Here is a 19,527-nt window from a genome sequence, read left to right on the forward strand (position 1 = left end):
CGTCAGCCCACCAGCCGCTCGATCCCCAGCCCTTCGAGGTCGAGTTGCGGCGCGCGCGCGGAGATCAGGTCGGCCACCACGCGCGCGCTGCCGCAGGACAGCGCCCAGCCGCTCGAGCCGTGGCCGATGTTGATCCACACGCCGGGGATGTGCGTGGCGCCCAGGACCGGCGGGCCGTCGGGCAGCATGGGCCGCGCGCCCTTCCACTCCTGCACCGCGGCGCCGGTGTTGGCCAGTTGCGCGGCGCCCGGGAACCAGTCCTGCAGCACCTTGTACAGCGTGCGGATCGCCGAGGGCCGCTTGCGATCCGGCGCGCCGCCGATCTCCGCGCTGCCGGCCACCCGCACCCGGTTGCCCAGGCGCGAGATCGCCACCTTGTAGCGGTCGTCCATCACGCCGCTGCGGGGCGCATTCAGGGGCTCGCGGATCGGCGCGCTGATGGAGTAGCCGTGCACCGCGGCCAGCGGGATCCGCAGGCCGACCGTCCGCAGCAGGTTGGCGGAGGCGAGTCCGCTGCAGATCACGACCGCATCGAAACGTGCGCTGGTGGTGGGCGCCGCGTCGTCGTCGCGCGTGATGCGCAGCGTCGTGGGCTGCGCGGAGTCGAGCGGCGCGATCGTGCAATGGAACTCGAAGCGGGCGCCGAGCGCCTGCGCCTGGTTCTTCAGCAGCAGCGCGAACTGCCGGCAGTTGCCGACCTCGTCGTCGGGCAGGTGGATCGCGCCGACGAACTCGGTGTCGGGATTGAGCGCCGGCTCGAGCTCGCGTGCCCGCGCCGCATCGATCTCCTGGAACTTGATGCCGCTGTCGCGCAGCAGCTGCAGCCCCGGCTGCACCATCTTGCGATCGCGCTCGCCGCGCAGCAGCACCATGTAGCCGCTGCTGTGGTCGTATTCGAGCTGCAGGTCCTCGGTCACCTGGTGCAGGCGCTCGCGGCTGTAGAAGGCCAGCCGCTGCAGGCGGCCGCGGTTGGCCATGTAGGTCTCGAGGTTGCAGGCACTGCGCCAGCGCATCATCCAGCGCACCTCGTGCGCGGCCAGCGGCCAGCACAGGCGCACCGGTGCATGGCGGCTCAGGAGGTAGCGTGCAACCTTGGTGGGCATGCCGGGCGCCGCCCACGGGGTGACGTAGCCGGGGGCGACGACGCCCGCGTTGGCGAAGCTGGTTTCGAGCGCGGCGGCACCGTGGCGCTCGAACACGGTGACGTCATGGCCGTCGGCGGCCAGTTCGTACGCTGTGGTCACGCCGATGATGCCGGCGCCCACGATGGCGACTTTCATTCAGGTCGTTGTTGTCGTTGTGGTGAGCAGATTCTCGATCTGAATCGCAAGGTTCAGGATCTTGTCATCGTGCAGGGCCCCATGCCAGGCCATGAGGCCCACCGGGAGTTCGTCCGCCGCATGGCAGGGCAGGGAGATCGCGCAGCCGTCCAGCATGTTGACCACGCTGGTGTTGCGCAGGAGCAGGGCGTTGACGCGGAAGAAGGCTTCGTCGCGCTCGCCGCCCGGCGCCAGGTCCGCGATCGGCGGGGCGACGATGGGCACGGTGGGCGACAGCACGGCGTCGAAGCCGGCCAGCGCCTGGCCGACTTCGCGCACCCAGGCGCTGCGCGCACGCTGCAGTTCGATGTATTCGTAGGCCTTCATCGCGGCGCCGCGCTCGATGCGCAGCCGCACGCGGGGGTCGTAGCGGCTGCCTTCCCGCGCCAGCAACTGGCGGTGCCAGGCATAGCTTTCGGCCGCCGCGAAGCCGCCGGTGGACTGGATCGAACCGAGGTCCTGGATCTGCCACAGCGGAATCTCGTCGATGCGGGCGCCGGCATCGCGCAGCCGCCGCAGCGTGCGCTCGAACGCGCGCGCCACGGTGCCATCCACGCCATCGAGCATCTGCGTGGTGGCGACGGCGAGGCGGTAGCCGGCCAGCGGCGTGTCCACGCGCACCACCTTGCGGGCGGCGATGATCTCGTGCGCCAGCACGGCGTCGCGCACGCTGCGCGTCATGGCGCAGACGGTGTCGAGCGTGCCGGAAAGCGGATAGGCGCCCTCCAGCGGCGTCAGGCGCGCCGTGTTCTTGAAGCCGACGATGCCGCACAGGGCGGCCGGGATGCGGATCGATCCGCCCGTGTCCGAGCCGAGCCCGATGAAGGAGGCGCCGGTGGCCACCGAGACGGCGCCGCCGGAGCTCGACCCGCCGGGGATGCGCGGCGTGCGGGCATCGCAGGGATTCGGCGGCGTGCCGTAATGGGGATTCACGCCCACGCCGGAGAAGGCGAACTCGCTCATGTTGGTGCGGCCCACCACCACGCCGCCCGCGGCACGCAGGCGGGCCACGGAGGGTGCGTCGATCCGCGCCGGCTCCGCCTGGACCAGGGCCAGCGAGCCGGCGGTGGTCACGTCGCCGGCGAAGTCGAACAGGTCCTTGATCGACACCGGGAGGCCCGCGAGCGGGGCGGCCGCCGCGACCTGCGCCGCCTCGGCGGCCGAAGCCTCGAAGCGCGTCTTGAGGAAGACGTGGGTGTTGCTGCCCGAATGCGCCGCCGCCACGGCGGCGCCAAGCTCGTCGGCGGCGCTGGTCTCACCGTGGCGCAGGCGCTCGCGGGTGCTGTGGAGGTCGGGCAGGGGCATGGTCGGTGGGTGGGGCGGTCGGGAGCGGGGGAGCAGGGCCTGTGCTAGAATCTCGCGGTTTTGCTGGGCGCCACGCGCAAGGTGTGCGAGCCGTCGTCAGCGAAGCAAATCGCGAATCCCGCCCCCTCGAGGTGTCGCAGCCACAGCGCTTGCGATTTCTGGCCGGATTCTAGACCCAACCTTCGGAGCTCCCATGACCGTATCCATGCGTGAAATGCTGGAAGCCGGTGTCCATTTCGGACACCAGACTCGCTTCTGGAACCCCAAGATGGCCCCGTACATCTTCGGCCATCGCAACAAGATCCACATCATCAACCTGGAAAAGACGCTGCCGCTGTTCCAGGAGGCGACCAAGTTCGCCCGCCAGCTCGCGTCCAACCGCGGCACCATCCTGATGGTCGGCACCAAGCGCCAGGCGCGCGAGTTGATGGGCGCCGAAGCCGAACGCGCCGGCATGCCCTTCGTGAACCAGCGCTGGCTGGGCGGCATGCTGACCAACTTCAAGACCGTCAAGACGTCCATCAAGCGCCTGAAGGACATGAAGGCCCAGCAGGAAGCCGGCCTCGAGTCCATGTCCAAGAAGGAACAGCTGATGTTCGAGCGCGAGATCACCAAGCTCGAACGCGACATCGGCGGCATCCAGGACATGAACACCCTGCCGGACGCGCTGTTCATCGTCGACGTCGGCTACCACAAGATCGCCGTCGCCGAAGCGCAGAAGCTGGGCATCCCGATCATCGCGGTGGTGGACTCCAACCACTCGCCCGAGGGCATCGACTACGTGATCCCGGGCAACGACGACTCCGCCAAGGCCGTCACGCTGTACGTGCGCGGCATGGCCGACGCCATCCTGGAAGGCAAGAACAGCGCCGTGACCGACGTGCAGCGCGCCGTGTCCGAAGGTGGCGACGAGTTCGTGGAAGTGCAGGAAGGCACTTCCGCCTGAGCCACCCGGCCAGCAGCGACAAAGGGGGCTCTCGGGCCCCCTTTGCTCTAGGCAACAACTGATCAGAGAGACGAGGACAAAATGGCAGCTATCACCGCAAGCATGGTCGGCGAACTCCGGGCGAAGACCGACGCCCCCATGATGGAGTGCAAGAAGGCCCTGACCGAGGCCAACGGCGACATGGACAAGGCCGAGGAAATCCTGCGCGTCAAGCTGGGCAACAAGGCCGGCAAGGCCGCTTCCCGCATCACCGCCGAAGGCGTGGTCGCCGCCTCCATCGAGGGCACCACCGGCGCCATGATCGAAGTCAACTGCGAAACCGACTTCGTCACGAAGAACGACAGCTTCATCGCGCTGGCCAGGGCCGCCGCCGAATTGATCGCGAAGCACAACCCCGCCGACATTGCCGCCCTGGGCGCGCTGCCGTACAGCCAGGACAGCTTCGGCCCCACCCTGGAAGACGTGCGCAAGGGCCTGATCGGCAAGATCGGCGAGAACATGAGCTTCCGCCGCTTCAAGCGCTTCGCCGGCGACAACAAGCTGGTGAGCTACCTGCACGGCACCCGCATCGGCGTGGTCGTGGAGTACCAGGGTGACGACGTCGCCGCCAAGGACGTCGCGATGCACGTCGCCGCCATGAAGCCGGTGGCCCTCTCCAGCGCCGACGTGCCGGCCGAACTGATCGAGAAAGAGCGTGCCGTCGCCACGGGCAAGGCGGAAGAAGACCGCAAGACGGCCGAAGCCGCCGGCAAGCCGGTGCAGTCGGCCGAAATCGTTGCCAAGCGTATAGAAGGCGGCGTGCAGAAGTACCTGAAGGAAGTGTCGCTGCTGAACCAGGCCTTCGTGAAGAACGACAAGCAGACCGTGGAGCAGATGCTCAAGGCCGCCAACACCACGATCAAGGCGTTCACGCTGTACGTGGTGGGCGAGGGCATCGAGAAGAAGGCGGACGACTTCGCCGCCGAAGTGGCCGCCCAGGTGGCCGCCGCGAAGCAGGCCGCGTAAAGCTGCGGCAATGACGCGGCTGCGCCGCATGACCTCGCGGCCGCGTCGATGACAAAATGACAGCTGGAGCGTTTACAGTCATTTCGTCATCGAGCGGCGCAGCCGCGAGGACATTTTGTCATTTGGATTGAACACGGAGAACGACTGCATGCCCAGCCCCGCCCACAAGCGCATCCTGCTCAAGCTGTCGGGCGAGGCCCTGATGGGGGATGACGCCTTCGGCATCAACCGCGCGACCATCGTCCGGATGGTGGAGGAGGTCGCCGAGGTGGTGCACCTGGGCGTGCAGGTGGCCGTGGTGATAGGCGGCGGCAACATCTTCCGCGGCGTGGCCGGCGGCTCGGTCGGCATGGACCGCGCCACCGCCGACTACATGGGCATGCTGGCCACCGTGATGAACGCGCTGGCCCTGTCGGACGCGATGCAGAAGCAGGGCCTGGTGCCCCGCGTGATGTCCGCCATCGCCATCGAGCAGGTGGTCGAGCCGTATGTGCGGCCCAAGGCGCTGCAGTACCTGGAAGAAGGCAAGGTGGTCATCTTCGCCGCCGGCACCGGCAACCCCTTCTTCACCACCGACACGGCCGCGGCGCTGCGCGGGGCCGAGATCGGCGCCGAGATGGTGCTCAAGGCGACCAAGGTCGACGGCGTCTACACCGCCGACCCGAACAAGGATCCTTCCGCCGAGCGTTATTCGCGCCTCAGCTTCGACGAGGCCATGTCGCGCAACCTCGGCATCATGGACGCCACCGCCTTCGCGCTGTGCCGCGACCAGAAGCTGCCGATCAAGGTGTTCTCCATCTTCAAGCATGGCGCCCTCAAGCGCGTGGTGCTCGGCGAGGACGAAGGCACCCTGGTATACGCCTGAGACATAGGAACTGCCATGACAACGATCGCTGAAATCAAGCAGACGATGCAGCACAAGATGGACCAGACCATCGCCAACTTCAAGACCACGCTCACGCACATCCGCACCGGCCGCGCCAACCCCGGCCTGCTCGATACCGTGCACGTGGACTACTACGGCTCCTCGGTGCCGATCAGCCAGGTGGCCAACGTGTCGCTGCTCGACGCCCGCACCATCAGCGTGCAGCCGTGGGAAAAGGGCATGGGCGCCAAGATCGAGAAGGCCATCCGCGAGAGCGACCTGGGCCTGAACCCGGCCTCCATGGGCGACCTGCTGCGCGTGCCGATGCCGCCCATGTCGGAGGAACGCCGCAAGGAGATGACCAAGCTGGTGCGCCACGAGGGCGAGAACGCCAAGATCGCAATCCGCAACCTGCGCCGCGACGCCAACGAGCACGTGAAGAAGCTGGTCAAGGACAAGATCGCGACCGAGGACGAACTCAAGCGCACCGAGGGCGAGGTCCAGAAGGTCACCGACAAGCACATCGCCGAGATCGACCAGCTGGTCGCGAACAAGGAAAAGGAAATCATGGAGGTCTGACGCGCTGGCGTCGACTTTCCATTGCCCTGCATGACCGCTGCGCGCGAGATCCCCCACCATATCGCCATCGTGATGGATGGCAACGGCCGCTGGGCCACGAAGCGCTTCCTGCCGCGCGTGGCCGGCCACAAGAGGGGCGTCGACGCGCTGCGTGCCTGCGTGCGCCGCTGCGGCGACATCGGCGTCGGCGTGCTGACGGTCTTCGCGTTCTCCTCCGAGAACTGGAAGCGGCCGGCCGACGAAGTCTCGGGCCTGATGGAGTTGCTGGCGATGGCGCTGGCGCGCGAGGTGCCGCAGCTGCAGTCCGAAGGCGTGCGCATCCATTTCGTCGGCGACCGCACGCGCCTGTCGGACAAGGTGCGCAACGGCCTGGCGCAGGCCGAGGCCATGACGGCCTCCAACACCCGCCTGATCTTCAACATCTGCTTCAACTACGGCGGCCGCTGGGACATCGCCCAGGCCGCCGCCACGCTGGCCGCGCGCGGCGAAGCGATCACGGAGGAAGGGCTGTCGCGCGCCATGGCGCTGGCGCACGTGCCGGACCCGGACCTCGTGATCCGCACCGGCGGCGAGACGCGCATCAGCAACTTCCTGCTCTGGCAGGCGGCCTACAGCGAGCTGTACTTCACCGACAAGCTGTGGCCCGAGTTCGACGACGCCGCGCTCGACACGGCGATCGCCGATTACGCCCGGCGGGAACGCCGCTTCGGCCGCACCTCCGAGCAGGTCGCGCCACCACGCGCCAGCCGCAAGGCGGCCTGAAAGGCAGGCCCGCGATGCTCAAGCAGCGCGTGATCACGGCGATCGTCCTGCTGGCCATCCTGCTGCCGGCGCTGTTCTGGAAGACGCCGGAGCCCTTCCTCGCCATCACCCTGATCCTGATCGCCGCGGGCGGCTGGGAATGGGGGCGCCTGAACGGCCTCTCGCCGGGCATGAACATCGTGCTGGGCCTGGTCACGCTGCTGCTGTGCGGCGCGGCCTGGACGCTCGGCTGGCCGCAGCGCCCCTCGGCGACGCTCTGGTGCGTGGTGGGGGCCGCCTGGGTGCTGGCCGGTGCCGCACTGGTGCGCGCCGGCGTCGACGGCTGGCCGCGGATCCCGCGCGCGCTGCGCGTGCCGGGCGGCATCCTGGCCCTGGTGCTGGCCTGGGTCGCGATGGCGCAGGCCCGGGTGATCGGCGTGAACTTCCTGCTCTCGATCCTGGTGCTGGTGTGGGTCGCGGACATCTTCGCCTACTTCGCCGGCCGCGCCATCGGCGGCAAGTTCACCCAGCGCAAGCTGGCGCCCGTGATCAGCCCCAAGAAAAGCTGGGAGGGCGTCTGGGGCGGCATGGCCGGCGTCGTGGTGCTGGCCATCGCCTGGGTGCTGGCGGACCACGCCGCCGGCGCGCAGGTCCCCAGCCTCTACTCCGTGCTGGCCAACCTCGGCTGGCCCGTCGTGGTGCTGGCGGCAATCTTCCTGGCGGCGATGAGCGTCATCGGCGACCTGACCGAATCGCTCGTCAAGCGCAGCGCCGGCATCAAGGACTCCAGCCAGCTGCTGCCCGGCCACGGCGGCGTGCTCGATCGCGTCGACGCGCTGCTGCCCACGCTGCCCCTGGCCATGATGCTGGCGACCCTGGCCCAACGATGAAACAACGCCTGGCCGTCCTCGGCTCCACCGGCTCGGTCGGGGCCAACACGCTGGACGTGGTCGCCCGCCACCCGGACCGCTTCGAAGTCTTCGCGCTCAGCGCTGCCTCACGGGTCGACCTGATGCTGCAGCAGTGCCTGCAGTTCCGCCCTGCCTTCGCCGTGATGGCGCACGAGGATGCGGGCCGCGCGCTCGCCGCGAAGATGGAATCCAGCGGCCTGCCGACGCGGGTGCTGTGGGGCGCGGCGGCGCTGGACACCATGGCGGCGCATGAGTCGGTCGACACCGTCATGGCCTCGATCGTCGGTGCCGCCGGCCTGTCCTCCTGCATCGCCGCGGCACGCGCCGGCAAGAAGCTGCTGCTGGCCAACAAGGAGGCGCTGGTGGTCGGCGGCGAGCTGTTCCTGCAGGCCGTGCGCCAGGGCGGCGCGCGGCTGCTGCCGATCGACAGCGAGCATTCGGCGATCTTCCAGTCGCTGCCCGAAGACCCGGCGAGCTGGCCATCGCGGGTGGAGAAGATCATCCTCACCGCATCGGGCGGGCCGTTCCGCACCCGCGCGCCGGCCAGCCTGCGCGACGTGACGCCGGAGGAAGCCTGCGCCCATCCCAACTGGGTGATGGGGCGCAAGATCTCGGTCGATTCGGCGACCATGATGAACAAGGCGCTGGAGGTGATCGAGGCGCGCTGGCTGTTCGGCCTCGCGCCCGAGCGGCTGCAGGTCGTGATCCATCCGCAGAGCGTGATCCACTCGATGGTTCAGTACCGCGACACCTCGGTGGTCGCGCAGCTCGGCACGCCCGACATGCGGGTGCCGATCGCCTACGGCCTCGCCTGGCCGGAGCGCGTGGAGTCGGGCGCCCAGGCGCTGGACTTCGGCGCGCTGGCGGACTTGAGCTTCGAATCGCTGGAAACCCGCGGGCACCGCGAGCGCTTTCCCGGCCTGCAGCTGGCCTGGGACAGCCTGGCTGCCGCGCCCGGCACCACGGCCGTGCTCAATGCCGCCAACGAGGTGGCGGTGGCCGCGTTCCTGGCGCGCCGCATCCGCTTCGACCAGATTCATTCGGTGAACCTTGCAACCTTGACGGCCGTGCTGCCGTCCAAGCCACAATCGCTGCAGGACCTGCTGGAGCTCGATGCGCACGCCCGCCGCGCGGCGGAGCAGGCGCTGGTCCGGCTGACTGCCTGAGGAGGGAAATCGCCAGATGCTGACCATCATCGCCTTCATCGTGGCACTGGGCCTGCTGATCGCCGTGCACGAATACGGCCACTACCGCGTGGCCGTCGCCTGCGGCGTGAAGGTGCTGCGCTTCTCGGTCGGCTTCGGCAAGGCGCTCTACACCTGGAAGCCGCGCAAGCCGCGCCCCGGCCAGGACACCGAATTCGTGATCGGTGCTTTTCCGCTGGGCGGCTTCGTGAAGATGCTGGACGAGCGCGAGGGCCCGGTCGATCCCGCCGAGCGGCACCGTGCCTTCAACACCCAGCCATTGAGGTCGCGCTTCGCGATCGTCGCCGCCGGCCCGATCGCCAACCTGCTGCTCGCCGTCCTGCTCTACGCCGTCGTGAACTGGACCGGCGTGCAGGAACCGCAGCCTGTCCTGGGCAGCCCGGTCGCGGGCTCCATCGCGGCCGAAGCGGGCCTGCGCGGCGGCGAGCGGGTGGAGGGCGCCGCGCTGGAAGGCGACGAGATCGAGGCGCTGCAGTCCTTCGAGGAACTGCGCTGGCTGCTCACGCGCGCCGCGCTCGATGGCCGCGACCTGCGCCTGACGCTGGCCCGCGAGGGCTCGGGCGGCCGGCGCGAGGTGCTGCTGCCGCTGTCGCGCCTGAACACCCGCGATGCCGACGCGCAGCTGCTGCGCAAGGTCGGCATCGTCGCGCCCTGGAGCCCGCCGGTGCTGGGCGAAGTGATGTCCGGCGGCGCCGCCCAGCGAGCCGGCCTGCGCAAGGGCGACGTGGTGCTGCGCGTGGCCGGCAGGCCGGTCGGCGACGCACAGCAGCTGCGCGACCTGATCCGCACCCAGGTCCGGGACGGCCGCGGCATCCCGTCCCCGTGGGACGTCGAGCGCCAGGGCCAGCACCTGCAGCTGCAGGTCACGCCGGACGTCGTCACGGCGCAAGGCGTGGCGGGGTCCTTCGGCCGCATCGCGGCCTACGTGGGCGCGCCACCGGCGATGGTGACGGTGCGCCTCGGCCCGGTCGACGGCCTGTGGAAGGGCGTGGAGAAGACCTGGGAGGTCTCGGCGCTGACGCTGCGCATGATGGGCCGGATGGTGATCGGTGAAGCCTCGGTAAAGAACCTCTCCGGACCTCTCACCATCGCCGACTACGCGGGCAAGTCCGCCAGCCTCGGGCTGACGCAGTACCTGCTGTTCCTCGCCCTGATCAGCGTGAGCCTCGGGGTGCTGAACCTGCTGCCGCTGCCCGTCTTGGACGGGGGACACCTGATGTATTATCTTTGGGAGGCCGTCACGGGACGGAGCATCTCCGATGCGTGGATGGAGCGGCTGCAACGCGGTGGTGTCGCGGTGCTGCTGGTCATGATGTCGATTGCGCTGTTCAACGACGTCGCACGCTTCTTTGGATAGAACAACGTAGCTGACGCCGCCGCTGGTCCCGCGCGGATTCGCCGGCGCCCTTTCCAGATTCAATGAAGAAACAATTCAAGCGCTTCCGCGTGCGTACCGTTACGGCCGTGTGCGTGCTGGCTTTCGCTGCGAACACCTGGGCGGTCGAGCCGTTCACGGTGCGCGACATCCGCGTCGAAGGCCTGCAGCGGGTCGAGCCCGGCACGGTGTTCGGCTCGCTGCCGTTCCGCGTGGGTGACCAGTACAACGACGACAAGGGCTCGGCGGCGATCCGCGCCCTGTTCGCGCTGGGCCTGTTCAAGGACGTGCGGCTGGAAGTGCAGAACGACGTGCTGATCGTCGTGGTGGAGGAGCGCCCCACCGTCGCCGACGTGGACTTCGTGGGCACCCGCGAATTCGACAAGGACACGCTGAAGAAGGCCCTGCGCGAGATCGGCCTGACCGAGGGCCGTCCCTACGACCAGGCGCTGGCCGACCGCGCCGAGCAGGAACTGAAGCGCCAGTACATCAACCGCAGCCTGTACGGCGCCGAGGTGGTGACCACCGTCACGCCCATCGAGCGCAACCGCGTGAACCTCACGTTCACGGTGACCGAGGGCGAGCCGACCCGCATCAAGGAGATGCACATCATCGGCAACCGCAGCTTCAGCGAGAAGCAGCTCACGGGCCTGATGGACCTCGATACCGGCGGCTGGCTGTCCTGGTACACCAAGTCGGACCGCTATTCGCGCACCAAGCTGAATGCCGACCTGGAGGCGCTGCGCTCGTACTACCTGCAGCGCGGCTTCCTGGAATTCCGCATCGACTCGACGCAGGTCGCGATCTCGCCGAACAAGCAGGACATCGCGATCACGATCAACATCACGGAAGGCGAGCGCTACGTCGTCTCCGGGGTGAAGCTGGAAGGCGACTACCTCGGCAAGGACGAGGAATTCAAGACCCTGGTGAAGATCCGCCCCGGCGAGGCGTACAACGCCGACCAGGTGACCGAGACCACCAAGGCCTTCACCGAGTACTTCGGCAACTTCGGCTATGCCTTCGCGCAGGTGGAGGCGCGCCCGGAGATCGACCGCACCAACAACCGCGTGTTCTTCACGCTGGTGGCCGAGCCTTCGCGCCGCGCCTATGTGCGCCGCATCAACATCGCCGGCAACAACCGCACGCGCGACGAAGTCATCCGGCGCGAATTCCGCCAGCTCGAATCGAGCTGGTACGACGCCGAGAAGATCAAGGTCTCCCGGGACCGCGTCGACCGCCTGGGCTTCTTCAAGGACGTCAACATCGAGACCAGCGACGTGCCGGGGGCCCCCGACCAGGTGGACCTCAACGTCGCCGTGGTGGAGCGTCCCACCGGCAGCCTGCAGCTGGGAGCGGGCTTCTCCAGCGCCGAAAAGCTGGCCCTGTCGTTCTCCATCAAGCAGGAGAACGCCTTCGGGACCGGCAACTACCTGAGCGCCGAAGTCAACACCAGCCGCTTCAACCGCACGATCGCGCTGACCTCGGTGGACCCGTACTTCACGCCCAACGGCGTGTCGCGGACGGTCGACGTCTACCATCGCACCTCGCGCCCGTACGACGAGCAGGGTGGCAACTACCAGCTGGTCACCTCCGGCGCGGGCCTGCGCTTCGGGGTCCCGTTCAGCGAGGTGGACACGGTGTTCTTCGGCGCCAGCTTCGAACGCACCCAGATCCGCGCCGGCACCAACATCCCGGCCGCGTACCTCGACTACGCCGAGCGCTTCGGCTTCACCAGCAATTCCGTCCCGCTGTCGATCGGCTGGGCCCGCGACGACCGCGACAGCACGCTCACGCCGAGCCGCGGCCGCCTGCAGCGCTTCTCCGGCGAATGGGGTGCGCTGGGCGACGCGCGCTACCTGCGGGGCGACTACCAGTTCCAGCAGTACGTCCCGCTCAGCAAGCAATACACGCTGGCCTTCAACGGCGAACTCGGTTGGGGCGCCGGCCTGAGCGGCCGGCCGTATCCGGTGTTCAAGAACTTCTATTCGGGCGGCCTCGGTTCCGTGCGCGGCTTCCAGCAGGGCACCCTGGGCCCGCGCGACGTGACCGGCGCGTCCATCGGCGGCGCGCGCAAGGTCACGCTGAACGCGGAGGTGATCACGCCGTTCCCCGGCGCCGGCAACGACCGCACGCTGCGCCTGTTCGCCTTCACCGACGTGGGCAACGTGTTCGGCGAGAACGAGAAGCTGCGCGCCGGCGACCTGCGGGCCTCGGCCGGCTTCGGCCTGTCCTGGCTGTCCCCGATCGGCCCCTTGCGCATCGCCATTGCCCAACCGGTGCGCAAGCAGGCTGGCGATAGAATCCAGAGATTGCAATTCCAGATCGGAACTTCCTTCTGATGAAGTATCTTTTGCGTCACTGCGTGGTGTTCCTGCTGGCAGCCGTGGCGCTGGTGGCGCAGGCCCAGGCGCAGGACTTCCGCGTGGGCTTCGTCAACACCGATCGCATCTTCCGGGAGGCCAATTCCGCGAAGGCCGCGCAGGCGAAGCTGGAGCAGGAGTTCGCCCGGCGCGAGAAGGACCTGAACGACCTGGGCGCCTCCCTCAAGACCGCTTCCGACAAGTTCGAACGCGAGGCGCCGACGCTGTCCGAGCAGCAGCGCGGCCAGCGCCAGAAGGCCCTGATCGACCAGGACCGTGAATTCCAGCGCAAGCGGCGCGAGTTCCAGGAAGACCTGAACGCCCGCAAGAACGAGGAACTGCAGCAGGTGCTCGATCGCGCCAACCGCGTGGTGCGCCAGGTCGCGGAACAGGAAAAGTACGACCTGATCCTGCAGGAAGCCGTCTACATCAACCCCAAGCACGACATCACCGACAAGGTGATCAAGGCGCTCAACGCGTCGCGCTGATTGCCGGCCGGTCGTGGCGCTGCAACTCGGCGAGATCATCGCGGCGCTCGGCGGCGAGCTGCATGGCGATGCCACGCAGCGCATCGAGGGCCTGGCCCCGCTCGAAGGCGCGCAGCCCGGGCAACTGAGCTTCCTCAGCAACCCCAAGTACCGCCAGCAACTCGAAAGCTCGCGCGCGGCCTGCGTCATCGTTGCCGCCGGCCTGCGCGAGCAGGCGCTGGCGCGCGGCGCGTGCATCGTCGCCGACGATCCCTATCTCTACTTCGCCCGCCTGACGCAGCTGTGGAAGCGGGTGCATGCGCGCCCCGAGGGACCGGCGATCCACCCCAGCGCCGTGATCGCGGACGATGCGCACATCGCCGAGGGCGCGCGCATCGGCCCCCATTGCGTCGTCGAGCGCGGTGCCCGCATCGGTGCCGGCACGGTGCTCAAGGCCCGCGTCCATGTGGGTGAGGACTGCACGGTGGGTGCGCGCTGCATCCTGCATCCCGGCGTGGTGATCGGCGCCGACGGTTTCGGTTTCGCACCGCACCAGGGCGCCTGGGAGAAGATCGAGCAGCTCGGCGCCGTGCGCATCGGCGACGACGTGGAAATCGGGGCCAACACCTGCATCGACCGCGGCGCGCTGGCCGACACGGTGATCGAGGACGGCGTGAAGATGGACAACCTCATCCAGGTCGGCCACAACTGCCGCATCGGCGCGCACACGGCCATCGCCGGCTGCGTGGGCATCGCCGGCAGCGCCACCATCGGCAAGCACTGCATGCTCGGCGGCGCGGCCATGATCCTGGGCCACCTGACGATCGCGGACCGCGTGGTGATCTCGTCCGGAACCTTCGTCGCGCGCTCGATCCACAAGCCGGGCCTGTACACCGGCATCTTCCCCATCGACGACAATGCGAACTGGGAAAAGAACGCGGCCACGCTGAAGCAGCTGCATACCCTGCGCGACCGCATCAAGGCGCTCGAGAAGGCGCTCGAAGAGAAAAAGACATGACGACGATGGACATCCACGAGATCCTGAAGAAACTGCCGCACCGCTACCCGTTTCTGCTGGTGGACCGCGTGCTCGCCGTGGATCCGGGCAAGGCGATCAAGGCGCTGAAGAACGTGACGATCAACGAGCCGTTCTTCGTCGGCCATTTCCCGCACCGGCCGGTGATGCCGGGCGTGCTGATGCTCGAAGCCATGGCCCAGACGGCAGGGCTGCTCGCCTTCGCCGGCGAGACCGGCACGCGGGACCCGAATTCCGTCATCTACTTCGCGGGCATCGATGGCGCGCGCTTCAAGCGCCCGGTGGAGCCCGGCGACCAGCTGGTGATGGATGTCGAGCTGCTGCGCCACAAGGCCGGGATCTACAAGTTCAAGGGCACGGCGCGCGTCGGCGAGGAGATCGCCTGCGAGGCCGAGCTCATGTGCACGATGCGCACGGTGGCCTGAGGGGACGCTGGCCGTGGCGAACATCCATCCCACCGCGATCGTCGATCCGCAGGCGGAGCTGGACGCGAGCGTCGCCATCGGCCCGTACACGATCGTCGGCCCGCACGTGAAGATCGGTGCCGGCACCACGGTGGGACCGCACGTCGTGCTCGAAGGCCACACCACCATCGGCCGCCACAACCGCATCTTCCAGTTCGGCTCCATCGGCGCGGCCAACCAGGACAAGAAGTACCGGGACGAGCCCACCGAACTGGTGATCGGCGAGCGCAACACGATCCGCGAATTCGTGACGCTGCATGTCGGCACGGTGCAGGACAAGGCGATCACGCGCATCGGCGACGACAACTGGATCATGGCGTACACGCACATCGCGCACGACTGCACCGTGGGCAGCCACACCACCCTGGCCAACAACGCGACGCTCGCGGGCCACGTGGAGCTGGGCGACTGGGTCACGATCGGCGGGCTCACCGGCATCCACCAGTTCGTCAAGGTCGGCGCCCATGCGATGGTGGGCTTCGCCAGCGCCGTCTCGCAGGACATCCCGCCCTACATGCTGGTCGACGGCAATCCGCTCGCCGTGCGGGGGGTCAACGTCGTGGGCCTGCGGCGGCGTGAATTCGGCGACGCGCGCATCGCCGCCATCCGCCAGATGCACAAGCTGCTGTACCGCGAAGGCCGCACGCTGGAGGCCGCCCGCGAGGCGATCGCGGCACTGGCGCAGTCGGCGCCCGAAGCAGCGCAAGACGTCGCCCTGATGGGTTCCTTCCTGGCCGCCGCCACCCGCGGCATCGCCCGGTAAATGGCATCCCCGCGCTTCGCCATGGTCGCCGGAGAGGCGTCCGGTGACCTGCTGGCCGGCCACGTGCTGGATGCGATGCGGGCGCGCTGGCCGCAACTGTCCGCAGCGGGCATCGGTGGCGCGCAGATGCAGCAGCGCGGCTTCGAGCCGTGGTGGCCGGCGGAGAAGCTTTCGGTCAGCGGCTATGCCGAGGTGTTCAAGCACCTGCGCGAGATCATGGCGATCCGCAATGCGCTGCGCGACCGGCTGCTGGCCGACCGGCCCGACGTCTTCATCGGCGTGGACGCGCCCGACTTCAACCTCAGCCTCGAGGAGCAGTTGCGCGCCAAGGGCGTGAAGACGGTGCACTTCGTGTGCCCGTCGATCTGGGCCTGGCGCGCGCGGCGGGTCGAGAAGCTGAAGAAGGCCTGCGACCACGTGCTGTGCATCTTCCCCTTCGAGCCGGAACTGCTGGCGAAGCACGGCGTGCCGGCCACCTACGTCGGCCACCCCCTCGCCAGCGTCATCCCGATGGAGCCGGACCGGATGGCCGCGCGCCGCAAGCTGGGCCTGCCCCTGAACGGCAAGGTGATCGCCTTGCTGCCCGGCAGCCGCGCCTCGGAGATCGAGATGCTGACGAAGCGCTTCCTCAAGGCCGCGGCCCTGCTGGAAAAGCGCCATCCCGATTCGTGGTTCGTGATCCCCGCGGTGCCGGCGCTGCAGTCGCGCATCAGCCAGATCGCGCGCGCCCGCAAAGGGCCGCGCCACCTGACCATCGTCACCGGCGAGTCGCATGCGGCGCTGGCGGCCTGCGATGTCGCCATGGTCGCCAGCGGCACGGCGACCCTGGAGGCGGCCTTGTTCAAGCGGCCGATGGTGATCTCGTACCGAACGAGCTGGCTCACCTACGCGCTGATGCGGCCCCGGCAGCTGCAGCCCTGGGTGGGGCTGCCGAACATCCTGTGCCGCGACTTCGTCGTGCCGGAGTTGCTGCAGGCCAACGCAAAACCCGACAAGCTTTCCAGGGCGCTGGCCGGCTGGCTCGAGAGCCCTGAGAGAATCCGGGCCGTGCAGGAACGCTTCCGCGACCTGCACGTCCAGCTTGCGCGCGATACCGCCACCCTCGCCACCGATGCCATCGAAAAAGCCCTTGCCGCCTGAGCCCGTGCGCCGCATCGTCACGACGACGATCCGCACGCGCGCCGCCAAGGCGGTGCAGAAGCCGCTGCTGTTCCCGGACCCGGTGGGCCTGGTCGCCGGGGTCGACGAGGCGGGGCGCGGGCCGCTGGCGGGTCCCGTGGTGGCCGCCGCCGTCATCCTGGACGACAAGAAGCGCATCCTGGGTCTGAACGACTCCAAGGTGCTCACGCCGCTGCAGCGCGACAGGCTGTACGACAAGATCCGCGAGAAGGCCCTGTGCTGCGCCTGGGGCCTGGCGAGCGTGCAGGAGATCGACGAACTGAACATCTTCCACGCCACCATGCTGGCCATGAGGCGCGCGGTGGAAGGCCTGCGCCTGAAGCCCGCGAAGGTGCTGGTGGACGGCAACCGGCTGCCCAAGCTGGACGTGCTGTCGGAGGCCATCGTCGATGGCGACGCCAAGGTCAAGTCGATCTCCGCCGCGTCCATCATCGCCAAGGTCACGCGCGACCGCATGCTGCTGGAGCTGCACGCGCTGTTTCCGCAGTACGGCTTTGCCGCGCACAAGGGCTACAGCACGCCGGAGCACCTGGAGGCGCTGCGCGTGCACGGGCCCTGCATCCACCACCGGCGGCACTTTGCGCCCGTCGCCGCGCAGTTCGCGCTGGAAGATGGTGGCACGGTGTCCGTGCAGGTCCAGTGACCTCGTCCGACACGCAATACGTTTCCTCGCGCGACAACGCGCTGCTGAAGGACCTGCGCCGGCTGGCGCAGGACAGCCACGCCTACCGCAGGCAGGGCCGGGTCTGGCTCGAAGGCGACCATCTCTGCCGGGCCGCGCTGCAGCGCGGGCTGCGGCCCTCGCATGCGGTGTTCCAGGCCTCGTATTTCGATCGCGCCGGGCACCAGTGGGCCGATGCCGGCGGCAAGGCGGTGGTGGTCGACGACACGTTGTTCGCGTCCATCAGCGGCCTGGAGTCGCCGGCGGCGATGGGCTTCGTGCTGCCGCTGCCTGCGGCGCCCGCCCTGGAGCCGGATGCGCCCTCGGTGCTGCTCGATGGCCTGCAGGACGCCGGCAACGTCGGCACCATCCTGCGCAGCGCCGCGGCCTTCGGCTTCGGCCAGGTGCTGGCGATGAAGGGGACGGCGGCGCTGTGGAGTCCGAAGGTGCTGCGCGCCGGGATGGGCGCCCATTTCGGCCTGCGCCTGGTGGAAGGCCTGGAGCCGGACGCCGTGGACAAGCTGGCGGTGCCGCTGCTGGCCACCAGCTCGCACCAGGGCGAGTACCTGCACCGCACGGCTCTGCCGTGGCCCTGCGCCTGGGTGTTCGGGCACGAAGGGCAGGGCGTGAGCGCGGCGCTGAGCGAGCGCGCGGGACGCTTCGTGCGCATCGTGCAGCCGGGAGGCGAGGAGTCACTGAACGTGGCCGCGGCGGCGGCGATCTGCCTGCACGCGAGCGCGGCGGGCGATAGGGGCCAAGCGGGGAGAGCGGGGAGAGCGGGGTGAGCAGGGAGAGCGGGGCGAGAGCCGCGCGAATGCGAGGCGGAAGCGAGGCGGAAGCCGATAGCCGTCACCCCCGCGCAGGCGGGGGCCCAGAGGGCGCGCGCAGCGCGCTCTTCGGAAGCCCTGGATTCCCGCCTTCGCGGGAATGACGCGGGACGGAGGGAATGACGCCGCACGGGAGGCAATGACGCCGGACGGCAGGGAATGACACCGGACGCCGCGCGAATGACACCGGCCGTCGAGGGAAAACCCTCCCTCAGGCTATAATCAACGGCTTTCCCGAAACCCCCACACGCCCGCAGCGCATCCAGCCTCTCCCCCGACAAAAGCAAGATCGAGAGCAGCCCTCTCGATACGCGTTCTGGGCGTGCCCGTAACCATCCGGAGAACCCAGTGCTTTCGTCGCTTCAGGGCGCATTCCCGCCCGCCATCCTGGCGCTCGCAGACGGCACCGTCTTTCTCGGCAACTCGATCGGAGCCGCAGGTTCCAGCACCGGCGAAGTCGTGTTCAACACGGCGCTCACCGGCTACCAGGAAATCCTGACCGATCCGAGCTACTGCCAGCAGATCGTCACGCTCACCTATCCGCACATCGGCAACTACGGCGTGAACGCCGAGGACGTCGAGGCCGCCAAGGTGCATGCCGCCGGCCTGATCATCCGCGACCTGCCGCTGATCGCCTCCAGCTTCCGCGCCGACATGACGCTGCAGCAGTACCTGCAGCGCGAGAACACGGTAGGCATCGCCAACATCGACACCCGCAAGCTCACCCGCATCCTGCGCAGCAAGGGCGCGCAGAACGGCTGCATCCTCGGCCTGGCGCAGGGCGAGGAGATCACGCCCGCCCTGGTGGAGAAGGCCGTGGCCCAGGCGCGCAAGGCGCCGGCCATGAATGGCCTCGACCTGGCCAAGGAGGTGACGGTCCCCAAGTCCTACGACTGGGACCAGACCGAATGGCAGCTGGGCACCGGCTACGGCCAGCTCGATCAGCCGAAGTACCACGTCGTCGCCTTCGACTACGGCGTGAAGAAGAACATCCTGCGCATGCTGGCCGAGCGGGGCTGCAAGGTCACCGTCGTGCCGGCGAAGACCCCCGCCGCGGAAGTGAAGAAGCTCAACCCTGACGGCGTGTTCCTGTCCAACGGCCCGGGCGACCCGGAGCCCTGCGAGTACGCCATCGAGTCCACGCGCGAGCTGATCGAGGCGGGCTACCCCACCTTCGGCATCTGCCTGGGCCACCAGATCATGGCGCTCGCCTCGGGCGCCAAGACCTTCAAGATGAAGTTCGGCCACCACGGCGCGAACCATCCGGTGAAGGACCTCGACAGCGGCCGCGTGAGCATCACGAGCCAGAACCACGGCTTCGCGGTGGACGAGAAGACGCTGCCCGCCAACCTGCGCCCCACGCACATCAGCCTGTTCGACGGCACGCTGCAGGGACTGGCGTGGACCGACAGACCCGCGTTCTGCTTCCAGGGCCACCCGGAAGCCTCCCCGGGGCCGCACGACATCGGCTACCTGTTCGACCGTTTCACCGGCCTCATGGACGCCGGCAAGAAGTAAA

Annotated in this window: 19 protein-coding genes; 17 read left to right on the forward strand and 2 right to left on the reverse strand. The window is 68.6% G+C overall.

The annotated features are described in order from the left end of the window. Positions 1–2: 2 nt before the first annotated feature. Both JI746_RS05610 and JI746_RS05615 read right to left on the reverse strand, forming a co-directional pair. Entirely contained in the window at positions 3–1,280 is a 1,278-nt protein-coding gene (locus tag JI746_RS05610; protein ID WP_201687833.1) for a D-amino acid dehydrogenase, read from the reverse strand. Then, positions 1,281–2,624 (reverse strand): amidase, encoded by a 1,344-nt coding sequence (locus tag JI746_RS05615; protein ID WP_201687834.1) that lies wholly within the window; start codon positions 2,622–2,624, stop codon positions 1,281–1,283. A gap of 193 nt (positions 2,625–2,817) precedes the next feature. On the opposite strand from JI746_RS05615, the gene rpsB reads away from it, so the two are divergent. The 17 genes from rpsB to carA all read left to right on the forward strand — a co-directional run bounded on the left by rpsB (position 2,818) and on the right by carA (position 19,526). Continuing rightward, on the forward strand, positions 2,818–3,570 hold the full coding sequence (gene rpsB, locus JI746_RS05620; RefSeq protein ID WP_201687835.1) for a 30S ribosomal protein S2: 753 nt from the start codon (positions 2,818–2,820) through the stop codon (positions 3,568–3,570). An 81-nt stretch (positions 3,571–3,651) separates the two neighbouring features. Further along, the gene (tsf, locus tag JI746_RS05625) at positions 3,652–4,575 is read left to right on the forward strand and encodes a translation elongation factor Ts (protein ID WP_201687836.1); all 924 of its coding nucleotides are present in this window, start codon (positions 3,652–3,654) and stop codon (positions 4,573–4,575) included. Positions 4,576–4,723: 148 nt separating this feature from the next. Beyond that, on the forward strand, positions 4,724–5,440 hold the full coding sequence (gene pyrH / locus JI746_RS05630; protein ID WP_201687837.1) for a UMP kinase: 717 nt from the start codon (positions 4,724–4,726) through the stop codon (positions 5,438–5,440). A gap of 15 nt (positions 5,441–5,455) precedes the next feature. Continuing rightward, positions 5,456–6,019 (forward strand): ribosome recycling factor, encoded by a 564-nt coding sequence (gene frr, locus JI746_RS05635; RefSeq protein WP_201687838.1) that lies wholly within the window; start codon positions 5,456–5,458, stop codon positions 6,017–6,019. A 30-nt stretch (positions 6,020–6,049) separates the two neighbouring features. After that, positions 6,050–6,781, forward strand: coding sequence for a polyprenyl diphosphate synthase (uppS, locus tag JI746_RS05640; protein WP_201687839.1), 732 nt, complete (start codon positions 6,050–6,052; stop codon positions 6,779–6,781). 14 nt (positions 6,782–6,795) lie between these two features. Beyond that, positions 6,796–7,650: a phosphatidate cytidylyltransferase gene (locus JI746_RS05645; RefSeq protein WP_201687840.1), complete on the forward strand. Its 855-nt coding sequence runs from the start codon at positions 6,796–6,798 to the stop codon at positions 7,648–7,650. Next, positions 7,647–8,837, forward strand: coding sequence for a 1-deoxy-D-xylulose-5-phosphate reductoisomerase (gene ispC, locus JI746_RS05650; RefSeq protein WP_201687841.1), 1,191 nt, complete (start codon positions 7,647–7,649; stop codon positions 8,835–8,837). The genes JI746_RS05645 and ispC overlap by 4 nt, the downstream gene beginning before the upstream one ends. 16 nt (positions 8,838–8,853) lie before the next feature. Beyond that, a complete protein-coding gene (gene rseP, locus JI746_RS05655; protein ID WP_201687842.1) occupies positions 8,854–10,233 on the forward strand; it encodes an RIP metalloprotease RseP in 1,380 nt (459 codons plus the stop codon). A gap of 62 nt (positions 10,234–10,295) precedes the next feature. Continuing rightward, positions 10,296–12,590 carry an outer membrane protein assembly factor BamA gene (gene bamA / locus JI746_RS05660; protein ID WP_201687843.1) on the forward strand — a complete coding sequence of 765 codons (2,295 nt, stop codon included), beginning with the start codon at positions 10,296–10,298 and terminating at the stop codon, positions 12,588–12,590. Then, positions 12,590–13,099, forward strand: a complete 510-nt coding sequence (locus JI746_RS05665; RefSeq protein ID WP_201687844.1) for an OmpH family outer membrane protein — start codon at positions 12,590–12,592, stop codon at positions 13,097–13,099. The genes bamA and JI746_RS05665 overlap by 1 nt, the downstream gene beginning before the upstream one ends. A gap of 13 nt (positions 13,100–13,112) precedes the next feature. Continuing rightward, positions 13,113–14,096, forward strand: a complete 984-nt coding sequence (gene lpxD, locus JI746_RS05670; RefSeq protein WP_201687845.1) for a UDP-3-O-(3-hydroxymyristoyl)glucosamine N-acyltransferase — start codon at positions 13,113–13,115, stop codon at positions 14,094–14,096. A gap of 5 nt (positions 14,097–14,101) precedes the next feature. Beyond that, a complete protein-coding gene (gene fabZ, locus JI746_RS05675) occupies positions 14,102–14,539 on the forward strand; it encodes a 3-hydroxyacyl-ACP dehydratase FabZ (RefSeq protein ID WP_201688172.1) in 438 nt (145 codons plus the stop codon). A 13-nt stretch (positions 14,540–14,552) separates the two neighbouring features. Continuing rightward, a complete protein-coding gene (gene lpxA, locus JI746_RS05680) occupies positions 14,553–15,341 on the forward strand; it encodes an acyl-ACP--UDP-N-acetylglucosamine O-acyltransferase (RefSeq protein WP_201687846.1) in 789 nt (262 codons plus the stop codon). Next, positions 15,342–16,481, forward strand: a complete 1,140-nt coding sequence (gene lpxB / locus JI746_RS05685) for a lipid-A-disaccharide synthase (protein ID WP_236599605.1) — start codon at positions 15,342–15,344, stop codon at positions 16,479–16,481. Next, entirely contained in the window at positions 16,453–17,163 is a 711-nt protein-coding gene (gene rnhB, locus JI746_RS05690; protein ID WP_201687847.1) for a ribonuclease HII, read from the forward strand. Before lpxB ends, rnhB begins: the two co-directional genes overlap by 29 nt. Beyond that, positions 17,160–17,966: a TrmH family RNA methyltransferase gene (locus JI746_RS05695; RefSeq protein ID WP_201687848.1), complete on the forward strand. Its 807-nt coding sequence runs from the start codon at positions 17,160–17,162 to the stop codon at positions 17,964–17,966. The genes rnhB and JI746_RS05695 overlap by 4 nt, the downstream gene beginning before the upstream one ends. A 390-nt stretch (positions 17,967–18,356) precedes the next feature. After that, the gene (gene carA / locus JI746_RS05700) at positions 18,357–19,526 is read left to right on the forward strand and encodes a glutamine-hydrolyzing carbamoyl-phosphate synthase small subunit (RefSeq protein WP_201687849.1); all 1,170 of its coding nucleotides are present in this window, start codon (positions 18,357–18,359) and stop codon (positions 19,524–19,526) included. Position 19,527: the final 1 nt, after the last annotated feature.

The sequence above is a fragment of the Ramlibacter alkalitolerans genome (genome assembly GCF_016722765.1).
GTDB classification, from domain to species: domain Bacteria; phylum Pseudomonadota; class Gammaproteobacteria; order Burkholderiales; family Burkholderiaceae_C; genus Ramlibacter; species Ramlibacter alkalitolerans.

Bases quoted from the DNA above. Each gene is read 5' to 3' on its own strand.
- JI746_RS05610 (WP_201687833.1), bottom strand. From the start codon at position 1,280: ATGAAAGTCGCCATCGTGGGCGCCGGCATCATCGGCGTGACCACAGCG.
- JI746_RS05615 (WP_201687834.1), bottom strand. From the start codon at position 2,624: ATGCCCCTGCCCGACCTCCACAGCACCCGCGAGCGCCTGCGCCACGGT.
- rpsB (WP_201687835.1), top strand. From the start codon at position 2,818: ATGACCGTATCCATGCGTGAAATGCTGGAAGCCGGTGTCCATTTCGGA.
- tsf (WP_201687836.1), top strand. From the start codon at position 3,652: ATGGCAGCTATCACCGCAAGCATGGTCGGCGAACTCCGGGCGAAGACC.
- pyrH (WP_201687837.1), top strand. From the start codon at position 4,724: ATGCCCAGCCCCGCCCACAAGCGCATCCTGCTCAAGCTGTCGGGCGAG.
- frr (WP_201687838.1), top strand. From the start codon at position 5,456: ATGACAACGATCGCTGAAATCAAGCAGACGATGCAGCACAAGATGGAC.
- uppS (WP_201687839.1), top strand. From the start codon at position 6,050: ATGACCGCTGCGCGCGAGATCCCCCACCATATCGCCATCGTGATGGAT.
- JI746_RS05645 (WP_201687840.1), top strand. From the start codon at position 6,796: ATGCTCAAGCAGCGCGTGATCACGGCGATCGTCCTGCTGGCCATCCTG.
- ispC (WP_201687841.1), top strand. From the start codon at position 7,647: ATGAAACAACGCCTGGCCGTCCTCGGCTCCACCGGCTCGGTCGGGGCC.
- rseP (WP_201687842.1), top strand. From the start codon at position 8,854: ATGCTGACCATCATCGCCTTCATCGTGGCACTGGGCCTGCTGATCGCC.
- bamA (WP_201687843.1), top strand. From the start codon at position 10,296: ATGAAGAAACAATTCAAGCGCTTCCGCGTGCGTACCGTTACGGCCGTG.
- JI746_RS05665 (WP_201687844.1), top strand. From the start codon at position 12,590: ATGAAGTATCTTTTGCGTCACTGCGTGGTGTTCCTGCTGGCAGCCGTG.
- fabZ (WP_201688172.1), top strand. From the start codon at position 14,102: ATGGACATCCACGAGATCCTGAAGAAACTGCCGCACCGCTACCCGTTT.
- lpxB (WP_236599605.1), top strand. From the start codon at position 15,342: ATGGCATCCCCGCGCTTCGCCATGGTCGCCGGAGAGGCGTCCGGTGAC.
- rnhB (WP_201687847.1), top strand. From the start codon at position 16,453: ATGCCATCGAAAAAGCCCTTGCCGCCTGAGCCCGTGCGCCGCATCGTC.